Origin of the sequence: Vandammella animalimorsus, from assembly GCF_002288875.1 — a bacterium.
GTDB lineage: Bacteria > Pseudomonadota > Gammaproteobacteria > Burkholderiales > Burkholderiaceae_C > Lampropedia > Lampropedia animalimorsus.
In genome coordinates, this window is record NZ_NTBH01000005.1 from 95,359 (window position 1) to 116,898 (window position 21,540).

Below are 21,540 nucleotides of genomic sequence, written 5' to 3' on the forward strand. Positions count from 1 at the left end.
TGACAGACTAAAAGACGCCCATGAAGCAGCGCATTCATGCCTTTGCCATACACCTGGCCATCAGTTGCGTCATCGCGCTGGGGGTGGCGGCATTTACATTTTTCTGTTGGTATCCCCACCCGTATCGCAGCTTGTCGGGCGGGCTGGAGCTTTTCCTGATGATCATGGCGATCGACGTCATTGTCGGGCCACTGGTGACTTTGGTCATTTACAACGAGAAAAAATCCCGACGCGCGATCCGTTTCGATTATGGCGTCATTGCATTCGTTCAATTCATGGCCCTTGGCTATGGCATGTGGACCTTGGCGCAGGCCAGGCCTGTGCACATGGTGTTTGAAAAGGATTTGTTCAGGGTGGTGCATGCGGCTGATGTCGATGCGCGGGCGCTGGGCAAATTACACCCAGGAGTCGTTCCTTTGCCGTGGAACGGGCCAAGCTGGCTGGCGGTGCGCATGCCTTCAGACCCGATGCAGCGCGACCAGGTACTGACCCGCGCCTTGATGGGCACGTATGAAGCCTTCCAGCCGCAGCTGTGGGTGCCTTACGCGGAAAGTCGCGAGGAGGTGCTGGCCGCAGCGCACCCCGCGCAGGCGCTGGCACAGCAGTTTCCTGAGTTGTCCCCTATGCTTGAGCAGCTTGCTAAAGAGTTCAATGTGGCCAAAACAGCCATACGCTATTTGCCTGTTGTTGGGCGTAATTTTGTGGTCTGGACGGTTTTTTTGGATGCTGAGGCCAATCCTATGGGCTATGCTGCATTTGACAGTCTGAAGCCATGACCTCAGAAGGCGTTCCATTGAATTCTGGGGGTGAGAAAGGCATGGGCTGATGGGTGCCAAGGCCACGGTTTGGAAATATTTTCAATATTCACCCATTCCAAATTTCATATCTATGAAAAATCTCCTGCGCTCTCCCAAGGCATTGTTGCTGGGCGTATTCGTTCTGTCCGGTTTTTCTGGCTTGGTTTATCAGTCCATATGGTCGCACTACCTGGGTTTGTTTCTGGGGCACGCGGCCTATGCACAGGCCTTGGTGCTGGCGATTTTCATGGGCGGCATGGCCGCTGGCGCGATGTGGATCGCCCACGTGGGCGAGCGCTGGCGCAATTTGATCCGGGCTTACGCGCTCATTGAGGCTTTGATCGGGCTGCTGGGCCTGGGTTTCCACCTCATTTTCACGGCCGTGGCGGGGTTCAGCTACGACGTGCTGATTCCGTCCATAGGCTCGCCCTGGGCCACGGATGTCCTGCGCTGGACGGTGGCGGCGCTGCTGATCGTGCCGCAAACGGTGCTGCTGGGCATGACTTTCCCGTTGATGAGCGGCGGGCTGACGCGGCGCTTTCCTCATCACGATGGCCGCTTGCTGGGCGGCCTGTATTTCACCAACAGTATTGGCGCGGCGCTGGGGGCGCTGGTGTCGGTGTTCGTACTGCTGCCCTGGGTGGGTCTGCCCGGCGCCATGGTGACGGCGGGTGTGCTGAATCTGCTGGTGGCGGCCCTGGCTTGGTGGCTGTCGCTTGGGCCGGAGTTGGCGCGGGCCACGCCAGCGGTGCCTGAAACCCGGGCTCAGGGCACACCGGCGCCCGGGCGCCCGGCCAGCCAGCGCCTGCTATGGCTAGTGCTGTGCAGCACGGCGCTGTCGGGCGCGGCCTCGTTCGTGTACGAAATCGTGTGGGTACGCATGCTGGTCATGGCAGTGGGCAGCACCTTGCATGCCTTCGAGCTGATGCTGGCCTCGTTCATTGCTGGCATTGCCTTTGGCGGCCTGTGGGTGCGCAAGCGGGCTGATGCGCACCCCGCGCCGCTGCGCCTGGTGGGCTGGATGCAGGTGTGCATGGGGCTGGCCGCGCTGGCTTCGCTGGCGCTGTATGGCAATGCCTTCGAATGGGTAGGCTGGCTGATGTCGGCGCTGGGCAAGACGGAGCACGGCTACAGCCTCTATACCCTGGGCACGGCGGCCATCGCCATCCTGATCATGTTGCCGGCGGCCTTCTTCGCGGGGACCACGCTGCCGTTGTTCACGGTGGCCCTGCTGCGTGCGCGGCAGGGCGAACGCGCCATCGGGCAGGTGTATGCCTGGAACACCGTGGGCTCCATCATGGGCGTGTTCGTCGCCGTGCACGTGCTCATTCCCGGCCTGGGGCTGAAGCTGGCACTGGTGGCGGCCGCGCTGGTGGACATGGGCATCGGCCTGTTTCTGCTGCGGCAGCAGGTACAAAGCCGCCCGGCGCTGTGGCGGGTGGCCGCAGCCGGCTTTGCCGTGCTGCTGGCCACGGCGCTGGCTGTGCTGCGCGTGCCGTTTGAGCCGGAGCGGCTTGCCAGCGGCGTGTTCCGTACAGGGGAAACCAGCGTGCCGCAGGGAACGCACATGCTCTTCTACCGTGATGGTAAAACGGCCAGCATTTCGGTGCGCGGCTTGCCCGGCGGGCAATTGAGTATTGCCACCAATGGCAAGCCCGACGCCTCCATCACTATGACTGATGCGAGCGCGCCCATGTCGGATGAAGCGACGATGGGGCTGCTGGCCACTCTGCCGCTCGCGATGCATGGCGACCCGCAGGAGGTGGGCGTGATCGGCTTTGGCTCGGGCATGACCACCCATACGCTGCTGGGCGACGCACGCGTGCGGCGCGTGGACACCATTGAGATCGAGCAGGTCATGGTCGATGGCGCCCGGGCTTTCGGCCCGCGTGTGGCCCGCGCCTACGAAGACCCGCGTTCGCACATCGTGATCGATGATGCCAAGGCCTATTTCTCCGGCCGTCAGGCCAGATACGACATCATCGTGTCGGAGCCATCCAACCCTTGGGTCAGCGGCATCGGGGCGTTGTTTGCCAAGGAGTTCTATGCCTTCGTGCCGCGCCACCTCAAGCCGGGCGGCTTGTTCGTGCAGTGGGTGCAGCTGTACGAAATCGACGACGCGTTGGTGGCCTCCATCCTGAACGGGCTGACAGCGACCTTCACCGACTACCAAGCCTACCTGACCAACCATGCGGATCTCATCATCGTGGCAGCGCACGATGGCAAGCTGCCGCCCGTCAAGGCCGAGCGCGTGCTGCAAGGCATGCTGGGCGGGGAAATGCGCCGCCTGGGCCTGGATGTGCCGGAACACCTGGCATTCCGGCAAGTGGCCGATGGCCGGATGCTGCGGGCGTACGGACGGCTTTATGGCACCAGGCCCAATTCGTATTACCACCCGTTGCTGAGTCTGGAGGCGCCCAAGACGCGCTTTACCAATGCCGTAGCCTGGTCATTGGCCGACCTACCCTACAGGCCCGCGCTGTTACTGGAAGCGCTGTCGGTACGCTCGCCGCTGCCCGCGTCGACTGCCCCCTCCCGGCTCAATCACTTCACCGCCGATGGCGCCACGCGGCGCGCTCGCGCCATGGCCCGCTTGCTGCGCGGTGAAGCGGCGGAGGCGACGGCAGAAGCGGTTGCGGTGCCGGCCGCAGAACTGGCGCCCGCGCAGTTGCTGCATGCCGTGGCGCAACAGGTCTGCCACGAACCGGCAGCGGTGTGGGAAGAAGGGTTGGCCAGCCGCTTGCGCGAAGTGACAGACCTCACCATGCCCTTGCTGCCTGCCGATGTCCAGCGCGGCGTGCTGATCGCTCCGGCGTGGCTGCCCTGCGCACCCGAACGCATCTCGCCCGACCTGACCCGCGTGCTGGCCTTGCTCGACGCACTGGCGCGGCGCGAGTGGGCGCAGGCCAGTGCGTTGGGCGCAGACTGGCTCGCAGTCCCGCCCGGCGGAGCCACATGGAAAAGCCATTTCGACGACGTGGCCCTGTCGGCCGTGCTGCTGCACAAGGCGCGCGAGGGCGACTGGCAAGGTCTGAGCGAAGCCGAACAAAGCCTGGGGGCGAAGGTGGAGTCCAGCGGCGCCTACTTGGCCACGCGCATGCTGTTGCTGGCCATGGCCGACGGTGAGCCGCGGCAGGGAAAAATGCAAGAAGCCTCCCAATGAACCGCCACGTTGCAGATCGCGTAAATGACGGGATGTGATGCCCCCGCCTGTCGCCACAACCACCCCATGCCTAAAGGAAACCATGCCCGGCACGCAGCGCTTTCACTGCTGCTTAAAGAGGCCTCTGAAAGACGTACAAGACAGACCGATGGTGTGCGGTGCGCACCATCGCCATGCATTTAGGGAGACATTGCCATGACGAAGCCAATCACGCTCACTGCGGGCCCGCACGCACTCACACTCAGCGTGGTGCTGCCCGCCAAGAACGAACAGGAAGCCGTTGGCCAGACGGTCGAGCGCATCGTGCGTGCCTGGCCCCAGGCCGAGGTGATCGTGGTTGACGACGGCTCCAGCGACGCAACGGCCCAAGTGGCCGAGGCGGCGCGCGCGCGCGTCATCCGCCACCCCTACTCCAAGGGCAATGGTGCCGCCATTAAGACTGGCGCGCGTGCCGCGCGAGGCGACATCATCGTGTTCATGGACGCAGATGGCCAGCACGACCCTGCGCACATCCAGGCCTTGCTGGACAAACTGGAAGAAGGCTACGACATGGTCGTAGGCGCACGCGATGCCGCAGGCCAAGCCAGCCGGCACCGCGGCATGGCCAATGCGTTCTACAACCGGTTGGCCAGTTGGATGACGGGGCACCGCATCGACGATCTGACCTCTGGCTTTCGTGCGGTACGCGCCGATAAGTTTCGCGAGTTCCTGCACCTGCTGCCCAACGGCTTCAGCTACCCCACCACCTGCACCATGGCCTTCTTTCGCAGCGGGTATTCGGTGGCCTATCTACCGATCCCCGTGCATCAACGGGTGGGAACCACCAGCCATATCCGCATTTTTCGCGACGGCATCCGCTTTTTGCTCATCATTTTCAAGATTGCCACGCTATTTTCCCCGCTCAAACTGTTTGCGCCGATTGCCACATTTTTCTTCGTGACAGGGCTTATCTATTATGGATGGACTTTCCATGCGGCTGGCAGGTTTACCAATATGAGCTTGCTTTTGCTCAGCGCGGCTGTAATCATCTTTCTAATTGGGCTGATTTCGGAGCAGATTACGGCTTTAACCTATCGTCGGGATGCTTGATGTTTGCTCTTTGCATAAAAAATCAATGATTAGATTATTTTGCTATTGCGGGTAGGAAATGTGATTGTCAGGTTTTAATGATTACGGGTGGTCGTCCAATGCTGAAGTAGTTTAGTCCATGACGACGCATCATTTCAGGGTCGTATATGTTGCGTCCGTCAAAAACAATACGGTCTTTTAATAAGTTTGCCATGCGTACGAAGTTTGGTGCGCGGAACTGCTTCCACTCGGTCACGATAGCCAATGCATCTGCGCCCTCAAGAGCCTGCATGGGGTTTTCGCAAAAACTGAAGGCGGCATGATTTCCGAAGATCCGGCGGGCTTCATGCATGGCTGCGGGATCAAATGCTTGTACGTGCGCTCCCGCATCTAATAGGGTTTTTAAAAGAATACAACTCGGCGCCTCGCGCATGTCATCGGTCTCAGGCTTGAAGGCCAAGCCCCATAAGGAAATTTTCTTGCCTTTTATGTTGTGTTTGTAGAAACTCAAGATTCGGTCGCCTAATACGTGGCGCTGCTCATTATTTCTTTGTTCTACTGCGATTAGTATCTTGGGGTCGAAATTGCTTGATTTCGCGGTGCTGATGAGGGCCTTGATATCTTTTGGAAAGCAACTCCCCCCATAGCCTGCTCCAGGGTAGATAAAGTGATAGCCAATACGCGGGTCCGAGCCGATCCCGCGCCGTACAGCTTCAATGTCTGCTCCTAGACGCTCTGCCAAGCCTGAAATTTCGTTTATAAAGCTGATTTTCGTGGCAAGCATGGCATTGGCGGCATATTTTGTTAGCTCAGCGCTGCGAACATCCATTAAGATGATTCGATCGTGATTTCTATTGAAGGGGGCATAGAGTTCTCGAAGCGTGCGAATCGCTTTTTCACTAGAACTGCCAATAATAATTCGATCAGGGCGCTGGCAGTCGGCGACAGCGCAGCCTTCTTTTAAAAATTCAGGATTGCTCACGACCTCAAAATCAATGGAGACACCCCGCTCACGTAGTATGCTGCATACGACTTCTCTAACCTTATCTGCCGTACCTACTGGGACAGTAGATTTGTTGACAATAATCTTTGGAGATTTCATATGTCTCGCAATAGATTTTGCTGCAGATAAAACATATTCAAGGTCAGCACTGCCATCCTCATCAGGTGGCGTCCCTACAGCAAGAAAAATAATATCGCCATGGGCAACGCCTGTCGCAGCATCAGTGGTAAAGTGCAAACGCTGAGCAGCCTGATTTGCCACCACCAAAGGCACCAGATTGGGTTCATGAATCGGAACCAGTCCTTTTTGCAGGGAAGATATTTTTTTTGCATCGATGTCTACGCAAAACACATCGTGTCCAACATCAGCTAACACGGCAGCTTGCACCAAGCCAACATAGCCAGTGCCAAAAATAGTTACTTTCATGATTGCAAAACCTCCAGCATATCGTCTAATGATTTTATTGGTGCGACTTCATTTTTTGTAGTATTCGCGATACCATTGAACGAAGCGATTCACGCCAACACGAATTGGAGTGTTCGGCACAAAGCCAATCCAAGAGCTCAGTGCATGGGTATCAGCCGCCGTTTTTTTCATGTCGCCCGGTTGCAGTGGCAGAAAAATTTTTTTTGCTTCAAATCCTAGCGCCAACTCTAATGCGGCGACATAATCCATAATTGTTTTTGGTCTGGAGTTGCCAATGTTGAAGATTCGGTAGGGTGCGCATGACGTGCTGGGATTGGGATTCATGGGATCAAATAGCATGTCTGAGGTGGCTGGTTTTGCCAAAATTCGTAATACGCCTTCAACAATGTCGTCGATATAAGTAAAGTCACGTACCAGTTGGCCATTGCCATAAAGCTCTATGGGCTCGCCTGCCAGCATAGACTGTGTGAATTTGAACAAGGCCATGTCAGGTCTTCCCCATGGGCCATAAACTGTGAAAAACCTCAAGCCCGTACATGGAATGGAATAAAGGTGCGCATATGTGTGAGCCATGATTTCATTGGCTTTTTTTGTTGCTGCATAATAACTGATGGGATGATCTACAGCATCAGACTCTGAAAGTGGCATTTTTGTGTTTCCGCCGTATACGCTAGAGCTGCTGGCAAAAACGAGATGTTCAACTTGTGAGAGTCGACAACCTTCTAGAATATTTGCAAAACCAATAAGGTTGCTGTCCGTATATTTTTTGGGCTGCTCCAGAGAGTAACGTACGCCTGCTTGGGCTGCCAAGTGTAGCACTCGCACCGGTCGTGCCCTCTTGAATATTTGAGAAACTGCCGCACAGTTAGAAATGTCCATTTCTTCAAATTGGAAATTTTGGTGATTTTTTAGATTGGATAACCTGGCCATTTTAAGGGAAGGATCGTAATATTCATTCAGGTCATCAATTCCAAAAACCTCATAGCCCTGCGCAAGAAGGGTTTGAGTGCAGTGCATGCCAATAAATCCGGCGCAGCCTGTTACTATTACTTTTTTCATTTGATTAATTGTTGGGGCGACCTTGGTTGTTGATGGTTTATGTGCATTTGCCATTTCGTGCAAAAAATGACGGGTGTTTGCTTGAGCACCATGGGTGTGAGTTATTAAAATAAATCAAACCTCTGTCTGCCAATAGTGACGAGCAGACTGTCGCAATACCGTATCAAATTTATGGGCGATCACACCCCAGTCTTGTACGGAGTCTTGCGGGAGTGGGCGAGGATTATCGATTTGCGCAGCGATGCGGGATGTCAAAGCATGCACATCCCCGGGTGAAAACAACGCATCTGGCCGTTTTGCAAGCAAGGCAGCGGCTTCGCCAACGGCTGCGACAACAACAGGTAAGCGGCATGCGGTCATCTCGACAAGCTTCATCGGATGGCAGGAGCGCGCAAAAGCGCTGTCACGGTTACAAACCACACCCACATTCAGGGCACGGAACAGCAAGGCAACTTGGCTATGAGGCAAGTGACCTAAGTCAATTGCATCAGAGGGAAAAGCGTAAGCCAATTTACGATCGCGAGGCCCAGCCAAAACCAACCGAAGCGCGGGGTGGGTTTTCTTCAAGTGGGCATAGGCTTGAAATAAATCTTGAATGCCACGCGAATCGTCTAGCGCACCAGCTGTTCCAATCAAGGGCACATCAATGGGGAGATTCAATAAAAGTCGAGCTTCTGTTTGACTACAAGCCATAGCGAAGTTTTTCGGCACCCCGTTACCAATGATACTGATCCGCTGCTTTGAAACGCCCCGCTTCTGCAGGAGATCTGCCAATACACCGCTGATTGAAATGACTGCCTCCGCTCTGGCGCATGCCCTACGCAATGCGCACCTTAAACCAGGAATGTTTGTCAGGCCAAAAGCCTCATAGTCATCATAAAAATCCAAAACCACTGGAATCTTACGGCGCCGTGCCAAGCGCGCGCCTGCGACTAGATGCAATGCATCGGAGCTGGCCAACATGATTTCGGGCTGCCATGATCGTGCAATGGAACGCTGCGCTCCTAGCGCATCGCCAAAGAGAGCATCTGTTGAATACCAAGTAACGCCCTCTTCTACATTTCTCAGTGGCCCGCGCCGACGGTAAGAGCTCACCACAACTTGGACTTCATGCCCCAGCCGCGCCAAGCCCGTGGGAACTTCCCACAAGCGGCCATATCGATCTTCAAGCAAATCACGTCCCGTATATTGGCGCTTGCATAAAACGAGAATACGCATGGTTCTTTATACAGACGGATTGGACACGCTTCTCAATAGACGGAGATTGTCCGTGGCCACCTGCTGAATATTGAACCGAGACTCAACCAAAGCACGAGCATATCGGCCACGCGCCAAAACTTCTTCATCTGAAGCATCAAATATGTCCAGCAGTGCTATTTCTAATGTTGCCAAGTCGTTGGGTTCGCATACCCAGCCAGCGCCTTCCGCCACGCTCTGGTCAATGCCACCGCAGCGGGTGCACAGTACAGGCAGGCTGGCTTCCATAGCTTCGAGAGCAGAGTTGGACATACCCTCGTAAAGTGATGGAAGAACGAAAATGTCTGCATCTTGCAAAGCGCTGCGCACCTGTTCCGCCGTACATACGCCTGCAAAACTGACTCGTTCGATAAGGCCTAGCGCGACCGCCTGCGAATGTAATTGTGGCAGTAGCGCGCCATCACCCCATAGCGTAAGGTGAAAGTGCTTGCCTGCCGCTTGGCATGCAGCAAGGGCTGTGAGCAGCAGATCAATTCCTTTTTGTGGCTCCAACCGGCCTGTCCACACAAGTCTGCGCGTCGCAGCAACCGAGCTGCGCTCCAGTTTCGGCAGAAGTGGAATTCCGTTAGGAATTGTGCTGCGAGGTGGCTTGGTAATGCCCAATGCATTCAATTCATGGGCTATTTCCAAGTTAATCAGGTTGATGGCTGAAATTTCCTGGTTCAATCGTCTGCAAAAAAAACGCCACCCCGGGATCGAGCGGATGAAGCTTGCATCCCCCGCACCACGTGCATTAATAGGCACAGCAACCAAGGGCCAACGACAAAAACCAAGCCAGCGTAACAATGCCATCGCAATGGCGCCATCGCCCAGCCCGCGGCAATATACGACATCAAAATCTTTTTTGCGTTGCAAGACCAGCTTGAGCAATGAAAAAAAATAACCAAGCGCACGCCCTGCTCTGCCAGCTGTCTTCCAAGAGCGCAGGTGATGGGTGCGCACAAGACTTGCCCCTATTTGCTGCTGCCCTTTAGGGATGCGGTGCCCGGCAACTTCCACATGTGTGTTTTGCTGTGTCCAACATGCCACCAGACGCGATACCTGATTTTCTGCACCTCCCATGACGTGGGGGGGCAAGTTGGCCAGTACCAGGATACGTAAGCGCAGATCAACCATAACGTAGACTCCACAAGCGAAACATCAATACTGCCCACAAAGCATAACCATAATCCGCTTTTCCACTTTGATGCGCCTTGAATAAAACTTGGATACGCTTAGCGTCTAAGTGGGGTTCGTTTTCCAAAGCATGTGGTGCCAACAAGCTCGCCGACCATTTCTTCAACGGCCCTCGTAACCACTGAGAAACAGGCACATCGAAACCGTGTTTGCGCCGGTGTGCCGTCGCCGGGGGGAGCTGGCTTGCAGCCAGCTTGCGCAACAGGCACTTGCCTTGATCTTTATTGGCAAGCCAATGCAAAGGTAGTTGCCATGAAAAAGAAAGCAATCGCAGATCCAGCATTGGCACCCGCAACTCCAAGCCAGCCCGCATGCTGGCTCGATCAAGCTTGGTGTGAATACCTTCCGGCAAGGTAAAAGCTTGATCGAAGTAACGTAACTGTTCGCCTATGGGGGCTTGTAAAAGACAGGCAGGTAAACGTGGCCAAGCAGGGTCTTGCAAAAAAAGCGTCGCTGCTTTTGTTCGCATGCTGGGAAAACGCAACAAAGACATGGCATAACTTGGCACATCGCCTGAAGTAAGGCGAGTCGATTGCCGGATCAGCGCACGGCCTAGCCTGCCAGGGGGCAAACACTCTGCCAGAGTCTCCGCCCGTCGACATATCCAGCCCCGCAGGCGTGCAGGAGTGCGGGTCATCCATGGCCATAGGCGAGCCGCATCCAAGTAACGCTGGTAGCCATGAAACAACTCGTCGCCGCCATCTCCTGTCAGCACGACGCCAGCAATCCCTTTGGCGGCATGGCAAACCATCAGTGCGGGTAACTGCGCCGCATCGGCAAACGGTTCGTCATAAACTTCTGGCAGGCTTTCAACCAAATCCAATGCTGTATTGGATTGCAACGGCAAGACTGTGTGATGAACTCCCAGAAATTGAGCGGTGGCAGTTGCCGCAGAGGTTTCGTCCAATGTTGGCTCGTCAAAACCCACAGTGAATGCGTGCACTTTGCCGGGCGCCTGCTTGACCATGCTGGCGACGATCAGGCTGGAATCGATTCCGCCCGAAAGCAAGGCGGCGACAGGCACATCCGCATCCATTTGTGCGCATACTGCGTCATCCAGCAGCGATTGCAAGGTTTCCAGCGCTTCGCTTTCACTACCAGTCCAAGGGGATTGACGTGCTTGCTCGATTTCGCTGTCCAGTTGCCAATATGGTTGAAGCTGCTGGCAAAAGCCCCCGACGTCCTTTGACCAGGCTTGTGCAGGACGCAATTGCAGCATGCTTGCTGCCGGTAGCTTGAAAATCCCCGGATGGATACTCCAAGGAGCAGGGACGTAGCCCACTTCCAGCATCCACGTCAAGGCGGCCGGCTCCACATCATGGCGCCAAGCAGGATGCTGTCGAAAGGCACGCAGCTCCGAGCCAAAAACAATATCGCCTCCTACCCGACCAACATATAGGGGTTTTTCGCCTAAACGGTCCCGCGCCAAAGTCAATATGCGCGTTTGCCGATCCCAGGCGGCTAACGCGAACATGCCGGTACACCGCTGTAAAGCTTCTTTCACGCCCCATTGCGCAATGGCTTCCAACAAAACTTCGGTATCGGAATGCCCGCGCCAGTGGCGCCCCCCCGATTTTTCGAGCTCAGCGCGCAAGGCGCGATGGTTGTAAATCTCGCCATTGAAGGCCAGAACCCAGCGCCCATCCGCCGAATGCATGGGCTGGGCACCGGCAGCGGAAAGTTCCAGAATGCTCAGGCGCCTGTGCACCAGGGCCACACCCGCCTCGGCATCGGCCCAAATGCCCTGCGCATCCGGCCCCCGATGCGCCAGGGCCAGCCCCATCGCCGCCCCCAGCCTATGGGCATCATCCGCGCCCGGGCCAAGGATTCCAGCCAGTCCGCACATCAGCAATGCTCGCTTTTATTTGAAATCCGTGCGATTACAGTTTGACGAACTGACGCCCACTGTAATCAATGCGGTGCAGCAGAGCGCAAATTCCGTGCTCAGCCAAGTATTCATCTGTAGCCTCTCGCGCGCCTTGCCAGTGGCCATAATCATCTACCGCCACCACACCTCGCGATACCACGCGAGGAAAAAGATGGTCAAGCTCATGCTTCGTGGAGGCATACCAGTCCGTATCCAAGCGAAGATAGGCTATTTGCTCAGGCGCCTGTGCGGGAATGGACTTCTCGACATCCCCGGGAATCAGATGCATGCAACTCTCGGGATACCCCGTTGTCCGCAGATTTTTTCTTACTTCTTCAATGCCCGCCTCGCACCAGCGTTGCCCCTCCGGGCGTGCCAGCGAAGATTGATAGGTGCCCTTCGCAGATATTTTTTCATGATCGACATCCCTGGCTTCTGGCGGCGTCATCCCGGAAAAGGTGTCAAAAAGATAAAGCTCGCGCTTTGCCCCCATGTGCTGCAAGGCAAGCGCCGCAGCCATCATTTGCCCGCCCCGCCAGACCCCGCACTCGACTATGCAACCCGTTATTTTGTTCTTTTCAAGATATTCCACCGTAGAGATGGTTGCCAGTGTTCTTGCCACCCCCGCCATCGTGAATGGTCGCACCCGATAAAGAATGTCCTTCTGCCAGGCAGGAACATCGGCCAGCCGCTGCTCCCTGAGAAATGCACGAAACATTTTTATCGTCCCCAAAAACATCATTGCCAAACCTCGAATTTCAGATATCAGACAATCCAGCGCCCAATGAACCCATACCCCGCCAGCACACTCAATCAAGCCTCAGGATGTATATCTTGGTAGCCGAGCCCAGCAACTTCGCCAGAGGTTTGCGCACCGTCATCGGCAGCAACTCCGAAAAAAGAAAACTGCCGGAGTACACGATGCCAGCCGGCCGGACCTCGACCACCTTGAATCCGGCCCTGGAAAAAGTCCTTCGCCACCAGGCCTCGGAGAAAAACCAGGTCTCCGTCAGCAAGTTGCCCCGTTCCCCGTGCTTTTTCTGCCAGAGCATGGAGAGCGCTGATCCCGGATTCGGCATCGAACGGCTGACTGGAGAGCTGTCATGCCGCTTTGCACCTGATCGAAAGACAATCTGCAAGAAGCGCTTGAGCAGCCAAGGATAGTAGGTAAAAGTGGTCAAACAACGCCAAGCCGGCGTTGGCAGGACATGGATAGCCAGCCCGCCCGGCACGAGCACCCTCGCCATTTCCTCCAGCAAGGCGTCGATTGCCACGACATGCTCCAGGACATTCGAACTGAATACGACATCCATGGATGCCGTCGAAACCGGCAAGGTCTTTCCATCGTAATCCTTGACCGGGTATACCCGTTGCCGGGCATAGGCGCTTTCCGGAATGTCGATCGCGGTGACTTGGTAACCCAATGCCTCAAGCTGCGCTGCCTGTTGCCCGGTACCGGCACCGATTTCAAGCACCCTGGCAGCGGAATCTGCCGGCGGCATGAATTTGAGTATTTGCTCGAATTCATGCTCGCGTATCACCCGCAACCATTCCAGACTCATCTTGTCTCTCCCCTCCGTCTGCCAAGCAACAACCGCCCCCACAGCAAGGCCGCCAACAGCGATTCGGTCACCACCAGCGCCCAGGCGGCGCCGACGGCAGCTCTGTTACCTGCCCATGCCAGCATCAGGATCAGCAAAACCAGCAATGCCAGCAACTCATAACCAAAACGCCAGACTACCTGCCCGTATCCCAGCAAGATATTGGCGCCCAGGGTTCTCAGGCAATAGGCTGGCAGATAAAAGGCCATGACCTGCAAAGCTGGCACCGCCGCAGCAAAATCGGCGCCGAGAATCCATGGCAGCCCGTCTGCGCCAAGCCACAACACGCCCCCACTCAAGCAACCATAGGCCGCCACGCACAGCGCCAGCAAGCCAATCAGGCGCGTGTTGTCGATCTGCCCGGCACCGTGACGGAACAAGCGCGGCATGACCGCCGTAACCAGCGCATCCACCGGTGCCGCCAACAGGCTGGCAAAACGCTGCGATGCCGTGTAATTGCCTGCTGCGTCGGCACCGGCAAAACGCAGTGCCGCGGCCTTGTCCACCGCCCCCAGGGCAAGGCTGCTGGCCCAGATGGAAGACAGGCGCATGCCTTCCTTGAAGTCCGCAAGGCCAATCTTTGCTGAATCAGGCGGGGGACGCAGTTGCTTGCGGCAGCGATACAGCAGCCAGCCAGCGGCCAATATCGCGGCGGCTGCGTGCCAGCCGGCATACGCTGTGACACTGATCGCCTGCCCGCTCAACAGCATAGCCAAGATTGCCATGATTCTGGCCAGCGACATCAGTACCGGGGCAGCAGCCACCCGCCCCATTTGCCCTTGGGAGCCATAAGCAAAGGCCACGAAGCTCACTACCGGCATACAAAGCAGTTCCGCAATGGCGATGCACAGCAGGGCGGGCCAGGCAATATCCGGCAGCCACACGGCGCCAGCAAGCAGAAAAAGCAGGGCGAGCAGAAGGCTGCTGATTGCCTGCATGCGCACCGCCTGCGCCCAGCGTACGCCCAGCAACCCGGGGGCACGCGACACATCCTGATAAAGGCGTAAACCCAGGCCCGCCCCAGTAAAGCCGCTGAAAGCGATGGCCAGGCCGGCAGCGCCGGAAAATGCTCCGTATCCGGCCACACCCAGCAACCTGGCCAGCAAGATCACCCACAGCAGTTGCAAACCCAAGCGCGCCATGTTCCAGCACAGCACGATGAGTGTGCTGCGGGCCAATGAGTCGCCTCCAAAAATTGGATTGATACGCAGCGTGGAAATTAAAAGTTTTTTGGAAATTGACAATGGAAAGTGCCTATTATTTTTTGGTAATTCCAAAAATCTTTGTTAACTCATTGGTTATGATTTTGGATGGAGAGTCTTCAGGAATATTTCGCAAAACCCAGCGCCTCCCGGAGTTTTTTCTGGCAAAATCGGTCATTTCACCTGCCGCGAGACCGGAAATTTTCACAACATCACCCAATCCATCACTGCGCTCAGTTTCTCGCCTGAGTAAAAAGGTAGGCAGCCCCATCATGGCAGCTTCTTCTTGATTGCTGCCACCGTCTGTCAAAAGAAATGACGCCCCTAATAATAATTTAATGAAATCAGGATAATCCATACGAGGCACAAGCCTTAAGCCAGAAACTCTAGAGAGTCGCTGATCCCAGCCGGTACGGGTGAGCTTGGCGCGTGTGGCGGGGTGAAGAACAAAAATCAATGGGGTGATGGCTGCAGTCTCGGCAACTTCCCGCATTAGCTGTTCGAAGGTGTTTTTCTGAGATAGATTTTCATTCCGATGTAGGGAGACCACGCCATACCCACCATATCCGCCCTCAGGGTGTAAAGCGTGTTGTTGTAATGTCATACGTAGCGCGTCGCGTAGAGTGTTACCCTCTGTATTAACGACATGGCTTCGGATATGACGGAGGTTCTCGACGGCACTGGTATCTGGCGCAAAGTGCAGCTGGACTAAATACGCTACCCATCTTCGAATCAACTCTTCGGGAAAAGGCTCAAGCAGGCGAGCTGAGCGCAGTCCAGCTTCAATATGGGCCACGGGCACACCTGCCAAGCGTGCGGCCAAAGCACCAAACAGGGCGGAAGCAGTATCACCATGCACCAAAGCTACAGAGGCATGACGCCAATCTGGCGAGCGTATGCGCCGAACAGCCGCACTCCAGAACCTCAAGGTCCAGCGCAAAAAACTGACATGGGTATCGGCTTCAAAGCTGGGAACGATAGTTTCATCGGGAGGTTGGGTCTGGAACGATTTTTCCAGTAAATCAAAGGTTTCCGAATGCTGCCCGGTATATATGAGCCGATAGGCCAGTCCTTGACGATCCATTTCCGAAAGAACTGGAGCAGTCTTGATAAATTGCGCTTTGGTTCCAATGAATACTAGCGCATAGGGTCGAGTTTCGGAGGGAGCTGGCATGCGAAATTATGAAGAAACCAGTGAGTGAGTCATAACTTTGGTTATGCTGGGATGATATTTGATCCAGATTCAAGGCGCCCCCGCGTATCGACAATCAGCCGCGCATGCTGCTGTAGCATGCCGTAGTCAAAAGCGTCATGGTCTGTAGTCAGAATCAGGCAGTCGTGATCGCGAATGACTTTCGGCGTCAGGGCAAGGGATTGCAGATCGAAAGCATAGTCGCGCTTTTTGGGAAAACGGGGAATGTGTGGGTCGCTGTAATCAATATGCGCCCCCTTGGTTTGCAGCAAGTCTATGATCTCCATGGCGGGTGATTCGCGCGAATCATCAATGTTCTTTTTATAGGCCAGCCCGAGAATGAGGATGCGGCTGCCTTTGATGGCTTTGCCCCGTTCGTTGAGCGCGTCTGCGACTTTGCTCACCACCCAATGGGGCATGTAGTGGTTGATCTCGCCCGCCAGCTCGATGAAGCGGGTGTTGATGCCGTATTCGCGGGCCTTCCAGGTCAGGTAGAAGGGGTCTATGGGAATGCAATGACCACCCAGGCCGGGGCCTGGTTTATAGGGAACAAAGCCGAAAGGCTTGGTGGCAGCGGCATCGATCACCTCGTGGATATCGATGCCCATTTTATCGGCCACGATTTTCATTTCGTTGACCAGACCGATGTTGACGCTGCGGTGGATGTTTTCCAGCAGCTTGGTCATTTCGGCGGCGCGGGTGCTGCTGACGGGCACCATGGTTTTGATGGCATGCTGGTACAGCGCTTGGCCCAACTCCAGGCAACTGGAGGTGACGCCGCCGATGACTTTGGGGATATCCGCAGTGCCGTAGTGTGGATTGCCAGGGTCTTCGCGCTCTGGGCTGAACACCAAGGCGCAGTTTTGGCCAGGCAGCAGGCCCCGCGCTTGCAGGCGTGGGGCCAACACCTCTTCGGTAGTGCCAGGCCAGGTGGTGCTTTCCAGGCTGAGCAACTGGCCTTCGCGCATGTACGGGAGCATGGCTTCAACGGTGTGGATGATGAAGCTCAGATCCGGCTCTCGATGGCGAGTCAGGGGTGTGGGCACACAGATGATGAGGGCGTCGGCCTCATGGGTGCGCGTGAAGTCGGTTGTGGCCTCGAAGCCGTGTCTCCTGGCGGCTTCGACTTGCTTTGTGGTGAGGCGCTCTATGTAGCTGCGGCCTGCATTGAGCTGAGCGACTTTCGTGGCGTCGATATCAAAGCCGATCACGCGAATGCCGACTTCGCTGAATCGCAGCGCAAGCGGCAGACCCACGTAACCAAGGCCAAAAATGCCTATACGGATGCTTTTATCGGCTATGCGTTGGTGAAGAAGTTGAAGGACGCTCATGGGTTGGGAAGAAATTTGTAAGTTATTGAATATGATGGCTAACAATGAAAAGGCGATTTGTTACAAATTAACTTTTCTTACGGATCGAATGTAACGTACTAAAACTCAATCTCCAAGTGCAGCACCCATCGCCATTTGGAGTGCTGCCACGTTTAGAGCTTGCCAGCGTGTCGCTTCCAACAGGTTGTCCACCCGAGGTGAAGCAAGATGGAGGTTCTCAAGCCAAACCACCTGCTTCAGGAGTCCCCGGATGAACACCCACAAGAATGCCTCATTGACACCCAAAGGGCAAACCCATCTGGTCTCCCAGATGCCGTATTGTGTTTGGTCGCAGCGGCCCAGACAGCCGATATTAGTTGCCGTACTGCACCAAGTGGCAGCGCCGCTTCTTCGCTAGGGCGAAGCAGGTTTGCGCGATTGCAGCTCGTGCCCACAGCGCAGTCCCAGGCGCACTGATGCCGGCAAGATCAAGCACGCCGTAGCACTGCGGCGCACCCAGCGACTGACCTACGTGTTGAGAAACTACAGCTAGGAGTCAGCTAAGTTTGTTTCAACGCGGCTGGCGCACTACGGCGGCGTCGATGCCTTGTTGGTCGAATTGGCGCTTGATGTTGGCGGCGTCCTGGCTTTTGCCGAAGGGGCCTACGCGCACGCGGTAGATGGTCTGGCCCTGGCTTTCGCGGCTGGTGATGCGCGCGTCCCAGCCGTTCATGGCCAGGCGGGCGCGTTGGGCGTCGGCGTCGGCCTGGGCGCGGAATGCGCCGGCTTGCACGAAGTATTGGTAGTTGTCTGCCGCAGGGGCTGCTGTGGCAGGGGCCGGCGCGGGCTGTGCTGTGGCAGGAGTTGGGCGGTTGCCGACGCGGGCGGCCAGTTCGCCCAGGGGGTCGGAGCCGGGCTGGGCCACGGGGGCGACGGCCACGACTTCAGAGGGCGGCTCTGGTTCCACCGGGGGCTTGATTTCCTCGCGCGGTGGCGGGGGCAGGGTGCGCGATGGGGCCTGTGTTGGCGGCGTGCTGCTGCCGCTGGGGCGGCTGCCGGCCAGCGAGGCGTTGGGGTTCCAGCTGCGGTTGCGTTCTTGCTCGGTCGCGTCCAGCGAGGAGGGGCGGGTGTTGGCCTGGGTGTTGATGAAGGGCACCGGCATTTTCGAGACCATCAGCGCCACGGCAATGGCGATGGCAAAGCCGATGAGCAGGCCGATGAGGATCCCGGCGATGGTGCCGCCGCGCTGTGGGGTGCGGCCGCCGTGCCGCAGGGGGGTGTTTGCCATAGCCATAGCTGTGCAAGTGGAGTTGACGCCGTCGTGTGTTCGGTGTGACAGGCCCTAAATCACATGGGCTGAATCACATGCGCTGCGGGGCGCTCACGCCCAGCATGCCCAGGCCGTTGCGCAGCACCTGGGCGGTGGCGGCGATCAGCGCCAGGCGGGCCAGTTTAACTGCTTCGTCCTCGACCAGAATGCGCTCGGCGTCGTAGTAGCTGTGGTAGCTGGCGGCCAGCTCGCGCAGATAGAAGCTGACGTCGTGCGGCGCAAAGCCGCGCGCGGCGGCGGTGAGCATGTCGGGGTACTTGGCCAGCTGCAGCATCAGCGCCTGGGCGGCGGGGGTGTCCAGCGGGGCCAGATCTGCCTGGGCCAGCGTGGCCGCGTCGCCGCCCCAGGCCTGCAGCACGGAGCAGATGCGCGCGTGCGCGTACTGCACGTAGTACACCGGGTTGTCGTTGTTTTGCTGCACGGCCAGATCGACGTCGAAGGTGTATTCGGTGTCGGGCTTGCGGCTGAGCAGGAAGAAGCGCACGGCATCGGCGCTGGTCCACTCGATCAGGTCGCGCAGCGTGACGTAGCTGCCGGCGCGCTTGCTGATCTTGACTTCTTCGCCGCCGCGCACCACGCGCACCATGGTGTGCAGCACGTAGTCGGGGTAGCCTTTGGGGATGCCGGCCTCCAGCCCTTGCAGGCCGGCGCGCACGCGGGCGATGGTGCCGTGGTGGTCGGTGCCCTGGATGTTGATGGCCTTGGCAAAACCGCGTTCCCACTTGGCCTGGTGGTAGGCCACGTCGGGCACGAAGTAGGTGTAGCCGCCGTCTTGCTTGCGCATGACGCGGTCTTTGTCGTCGCCGAAATCGGTGGTGCGCAGCCACAGCGCGCCGCCTTCCTCGTAGGTGTGGCCTTGGTCGATCAGGCGTTGCACGGTGCGTGCCACGCGACCGTCGGCGTACAGGCTGCTTTCCAGGTAGTAGTTGTCGAACTTCAGGCGGAAGGCCTGCAAGTCTTTGTCCTGCTCGTTGCGCAGATAGGCCACGGCGAACTGGCGCACGTTGCCCGCGTCCTGCGGGTTGCCGTTGGCGGTGAATTCGCGGTCGTCGGCGCGGACGGTTTTTCGGGCCAGAAAGTCGTCGGCGATGTCCTGGATGTAGTCGCCGTTGTAGGCGGCCTCGGGCCAGGCAGCGTCGCCGGGCTTGATGCCCTGGGCGCGCAGTTGCACGCTTTGGGTCAGGGTGTCGATCTGCACGCCGGCGTCGTTGTAATAAAACTCGCGCGTGACGTCCCATCCCTGGCTGGCCAGCAGGTTGCAGATGGCATCGCCCAGCGCCGCCTGGCGGCCATGGCCGACGTGCAGCGGGCCGGTGGGGTTGGCGCTGACGAATTCGACCACGACTTTCTCGGCCTGACCGGCTGCTGCGGGCTGCAGGCCAAAGGCATCGCCGGCCTGCAGCACTTCGCGCACGATGCCTTGCTTGGCCGCAGGCTTCAGGCGCAGGTTCAGAAAGCCCGGCCCGGCCAGTTCCAGGCTCTCGACCCATTGCTGATAGGCCGGCAGGGCCTGCAGCGCGGCCTTGAGCTGCTCGCCCAGGGCGCGGGGGTTTTGCTTCAGGGGTTTGGCCAGTTGCATGGCCGCGGTGATGGCCAGGTCGCCGTGCTCGGGCTGGCGGGGTTGCTCGAAGCTGGGCTTGACGGCTGCGTCTGGCGCCAGCTCAGCCAGCGCCTGGGCCAGGCCGGCCAGCAGTTCTTGTTTGATTTTCAGCATGGGCGAATTTTAGAGCCTGTGAGGTGCCCCACTGGGGCCGCCGCGGCTGGCGTGGCACCCCGGGCGCAGGCCGGTTGGCGGCGGCTACTGGCGGATTTCACCATCGCCCAGCACCACGTATTTGAGCGAGGTCAGGCCCTCGACGCCGACCGGGCCGCGGGCGTGGAATTTGTCGGTGCTGATGCCGATCTCGGCGCCCAGGCCGAACTCGAAGCCATCGGCAAAGCGCGTGCTGGCGTTGACGACGACGCTGGCCGAATCGACCTCGCGCAGAAAGCGCTGCGCGTGCACATAGTCGCGCGTGAGGATGGCGTCGGTGTGGTGGCTGCCGTATTCGTTGATGTGGGCGATGGCCTCGTCCAGCCCGGCGACGATCTTGATGCCGATGATGGGCGCCAGGTGCTCGGTGCGCCAGTCGGCCTCGCTGGCCGGTGCCACCTGGGCCGCTGGCGCGGCCTGCCGCACCAGCGGCTCGGCCTCGGGCGTGACGCGCATTTGCACGCCCTTGGCGGCATAGACGGCGGCGATGCGCGGCAGAAATTCTTGCGCCACGCCGCGCGCCACCAGCAGGGTTTCGGTGGCGTTGCAGGGGCTGTATTTCTGCGTCTTGGCGTTGTCGGCCACGTGCACGGCCTGCTCGATGTCGCAGGGGTCATCGACGTAGGTGTGGCAGATGCCGTCCAGGTGCTTGATGACCGGCACGCGCGCCTCGGCGCTGATGCGCTCGATCAGGCCCCGGCCGCCGCGCGGGATGATGACGTCGACGAACTGCGGCATGGTGATGAGCACGCCCACGGCGGCGCGGTCCGTAGTGGGCACGAGCTGCACGCCGTCCTCGGGCAGGCCGGCGGCGGCCAGGGCCTGGCGCACCAGGGCGGCCAGGGCCTTGTTGGATTCGATGGCCTCGGAGCCGCCGCGCAGAATGCAGGCGTTGCCGCTTTTGATGGCCAGGCTGGCCGCCTCGATGGTGACGTTGGGGCGGCTTTCATAAATCATGCCGAACACGCCCAGGGGCACGCGCATCTGCCCCACGCGGATGCCGCTGGGCTGCTGGCGCAGGCCGGTGATCTCGCCGATCGGATCGGGCATGGCCGCCAGTTGCTCGCAGCCTTGCGCGGCCGTGGCCGTGATTTGCTCGTTCAGCGTCAGGCGATCGAGCAGCGGCCCGGCCAGGCCATTGCCGCGCGCGCGTTGCACATCCTTCTCGTTGGCCTCCAGCAGGGCCGGCGCCTGCTGGCGCAGCAGGTCGGCCAGGGTATGCAGGGCCAGGGCCTTGTCGCGGGCGCTGGCGGTGGCCATGCGGGCGCTGGCGCGGCGCGCTTGGGCGCCGATGGCCTGCATGAGTTCGTGCGTGCTGTGGTCGTTCATGGCGGGG

16 protein-coding genes are annotated in these 21,540 nt (G+C 58.2%); 3 read left to right on the forward strand and 13 right to left on the reverse strand.

What is annotated here, in order from left to right; genetic code table 11:
- Positions 1-20: 20 nt before the first annotated feature.
- The 3 genes from tfpZ to CLI93_RS08720 all read left to right on the forward strand — a co-directional run bounded on the left by tfpZ (position 21) and on the right by CLI93_RS08720 (position 5,049).
- Positions 21-776, forward strand: coding sequence for a TfpX/TfpZ family type IV pilin accessory protein (tfpZ, locus tag CLI93_RS08710; RefSeq protein ID WP_095542268.1), 756 nt, complete (start codon positions 21-23; stop codon positions 774-776).
- Positions 777-888: 112 nt separating this feature from the next.
- Positions 889-3,960 carry a fused MFS/spermidine synthase gene (locus CLI93_RS08715; RefSeq protein ID WP_095542267.1) on the forward strand — a complete coding sequence of 1,024 codons (3,072 nt, stop codon included), beginning with the start codon at positions 889-891 and terminating at the stop codon, positions 3,958-3,960.
- A 246-nt stretch (positions 3,961-4,206) separates the two neighbouring features.
- Positions 4,207-5,049, forward strand: coding sequence for a glycosyltransferase family 2 protein (locus CLI93_RS08720; protein WP_238945797.1), 843 nt, complete (start codon positions 4,207-4,209; stop codon positions 5,047-5,049).
- A gap of 67 nt (positions 5,050-5,116) precedes the next feature.
- Here the strand turns inward: CLI93_RS08720 and CLI93_RS08725 are convergent, their stop codons facing one another.
- The 13 genes from CLI93_RS08725 to CLI93_RS08785 form a co-directional block, all read right to left on the reverse strand.
- A complete protein-coding gene (locus CLI93_RS08725; protein ID WP_095542265.1) occupies positions 5,117-6,457 on the reverse strand; it encodes a UDP-glucose dehydrogenase family protein in 1,341 nt (446 codons plus the stop codon).
- Between the two features lie 48 nt (positions 6,458-6,505).
- Positions 6,506-7,516, reverse strand: a complete 1,011-nt coding sequence (locus tag CLI93_RS08730) for an NAD-dependent epimerase (RefSeq protein WP_095542264.1) — start codon at positions 7,514-7,516, stop codon at positions 6,506-6,508.
- 114 nt (positions 7,517-7,630) lie between these two features.
- The gene (locus CLI93_RS08735; RefSeq protein WP_095542263.1) at positions 7,631-8,734 is read right to left on the reverse strand and encodes a glycosyltransferase family 4 protein; all 1,104 of its coding nucleotides are present in this window, start codon (positions 8,732-8,734) and stop codon (positions 7,631-7,633) included.
- A gap of 6 nt (positions 8,735-8,740) precedes the next feature.
- On the reverse strand, positions 8,741-9,889 hold the full coding sequence (locus CLI93_RS08740; protein WP_095542262.1) for a glycosyltransferase family 4 protein: 1,149 nt from the start codon (positions 9,887-9,889) through the stop codon (positions 8,741-8,743).
- Entirely contained in the window at positions 9,882-11,795 is a 1,914-nt protein-coding gene (asnB, locus tag CLI93_RS08745; protein WP_095542261.1) for an asparagine synthase (glutamine-hydrolyzing), read from the reverse strand. The genes CLI93_RS08740 and asnB overlap by 8 nt, the downstream gene beginning before the upstream one ends.
- A 34-nt stretch (positions 11,796-11,829) precedes the next feature.
- On the reverse strand, positions 11,830-12,558 hold the full coding sequence (locus CLI93_RS08750; RefSeq protein WP_095542260.1) for a TylF/MycF/NovP-related O-methyltransferase: 729 nt from the start codon (positions 12,556-12,558) through the stop codon (positions 11,830-11,832).
- 67 nt (positions 12,559-12,625) lie between these two features.
- Complete coding sequence (locus CLI93_RS08755) at positions 12,626-13,378, reverse strand: class I SAM-dependent methyltransferase (RefSeq protein ID WP_095542259.1); 753 nt, start codon at positions 13,376-13,378, stop codon at positions 12,626-12,628.
- Complete coding sequence (locus CLI93_RS08760; protein ID WP_143326381.1) at positions 13,375-14,661, reverse strand: oligosaccharide flippase family protein; 1,287 nt, start codon at positions 14,659-14,661, stop codon at positions 13,375-13,377. Before CLI93_RS08760 ends, CLI93_RS08755 begins: the two co-directional genes overlap by 4 nt.
- 13 nt (positions 14,662-14,674) lie before the next feature.
- A complete protein-coding gene (locus CLI93_RS08765; protein WP_095542257.1) occupies positions 14,675-15,793 on the reverse strand; it encodes a UDP-N-acetylglucosamine 2-epimerase in 1,119 nt (372 codons plus the stop codon).
- 41 nt (positions 15,794-15,834) lie between these two features.
- Entirely contained in the window at positions 15,835-17,142 is a 1,308-nt protein-coding gene (locus CLI93_RS08770; RefSeq protein WP_095542256.1) for a nucleotide sugar dehydrogenase, read from the reverse strand.
- Between the two features lie 550 nt (positions 17,143-17,692).
- Positions 17,693-18,409: an SPOR domain-containing protein gene (locus CLI93_RS08775; RefSeq protein ID WP_095542255.1), complete on the reverse strand. Its 717-nt coding sequence runs from the start codon at positions 18,407-18,409 to the stop codon at positions 17,693-17,695.
- A gap of 73 nt (positions 18,410-18,482) precedes the next feature.
- Positions 18,483-20,165 carry an arginine--tRNA ligase gene (gene argS, locus CLI93_RS08780; RefSeq protein ID WP_095542254.1) on the reverse strand — a complete coding sequence of 561 codons (1,683 nt, stop codon included), beginning with the start codon at positions 20,163-20,165 and terminating at the stop codon, positions 18,483-18,485.
- 84 nt (positions 20,166-20,249) lie between these two features.
- Positions 20,250-21,533 carry a glutamate-5-semialdehyde dehydrogenase gene (locus CLI93_RS08785; protein ID WP_095995841.1) on the reverse strand — a complete coding sequence of 428 codons (1,284 nt, stop codon included), beginning with the start codon at positions 21,531-21,533 and terminating at the stop codon, positions 20,250-20,252.
- Between the last annotated feature and the right edge of the window lie 7 nt (positions 21,534-21,540).

Excerpts from the sequence above, each read along its gene's own strand:
- tfpZ (WP_095542268.1), top strand. The coding sequence starts at position 21 with ATGAAGCAGCGCATTCATGCCTTTGCCATACACCTGGCCATCAGTTGC.
- CLI93_RS08715 (WP_095542267.1), top strand. The coding sequence starts at position 889 with ATGAAAAATCTCCTGCGCTCTCCCAAGGCATTGTTGCTGGGCGTATTC.
- CLI93_RS08725 (WP_095542265.1), bottom strand. The coding sequence starts at position 6,457 with ATGAAAGTAACTATTTTTGGCACTGGCTATGTTGGCTTGGTGCAAGCT.
- CLI93_RS08730 (WP_095542264.1), bottom strand. The coding sequence starts at position 7,516 with ATGAAAAAAGTAATAGTAACAGGCTGCGCCGGATTTATTGGCATGCAC.
- CLI93_RS08735 (WP_095542263.1), bottom strand. The coding sequence starts at position 8,734 with ATGCGTATTCTCGTTTTATGCAAGCGCCAATATACGGGACGTGATTTG.
- CLI93_RS08740 (WP_095542262.1), bottom strand. The coding sequence starts at position 9,889 with ATGGTTGATCTGCGCTTACGTATCCTGGTACTGGCCAACTTGCCCCCC.
- asnB (WP_095542261.1), bottom strand. The coding sequence starts at position 11,795 with ATGTGCGGACTGGCTGGAATCCTTGGCCCGGGCGCGGATGATGCCCAT.
- CLI93_RS08750 (WP_095542260.1), bottom strand. The coding sequence starts at position 12,558 with ATGATGTTTTTGGGGACGATAAAAATGTTTCGTGCATTTCTCAGGGAG.
- CLI93_RS08755 (WP_095542259.1), bottom strand. The coding sequence starts at position 13,378 with ATGAGTCTGGAATGGTTGCGGGTGATACGCGAGCATGAATTCGAGCAA.
- CLI93_RS08765 (WP_095542257.1), bottom strand. The coding sequence starts at position 15,793 with ATGCCAGCTCCCTCCGAAACTCGACCCTATGCGCTAGTATTCATTGGA.
- CLI93_RS08770 (WP_095542256.1), bottom strand. The coding sequence starts at position 17,142 with ATGAGCGTCCTTCAACTTCTTCACCAACGCATAGCCGATAAAAGCATC.
- CLI93_RS08775 (WP_095542255.1), bottom strand. The coding sequence starts at position 18,409 with ATGGCAAACACCCCCCTGCGGCACGGCGGCCGCACCCCACAGCGCGGC.
- argS (WP_095542254.1), bottom strand. The coding sequence starts at position 20,165 with ATGCTGAAAATCAAACAAGAACTGCTGGCCGGCCTGGCCCAGGCGCTG.
- CLI93_RS08785 (WP_095995841.1), bottom strand. The coding sequence starts at position 21,533 with ATGAACGACCACAGCACGCACGAACTCATGCAGGCCATCGGCGCCCAA.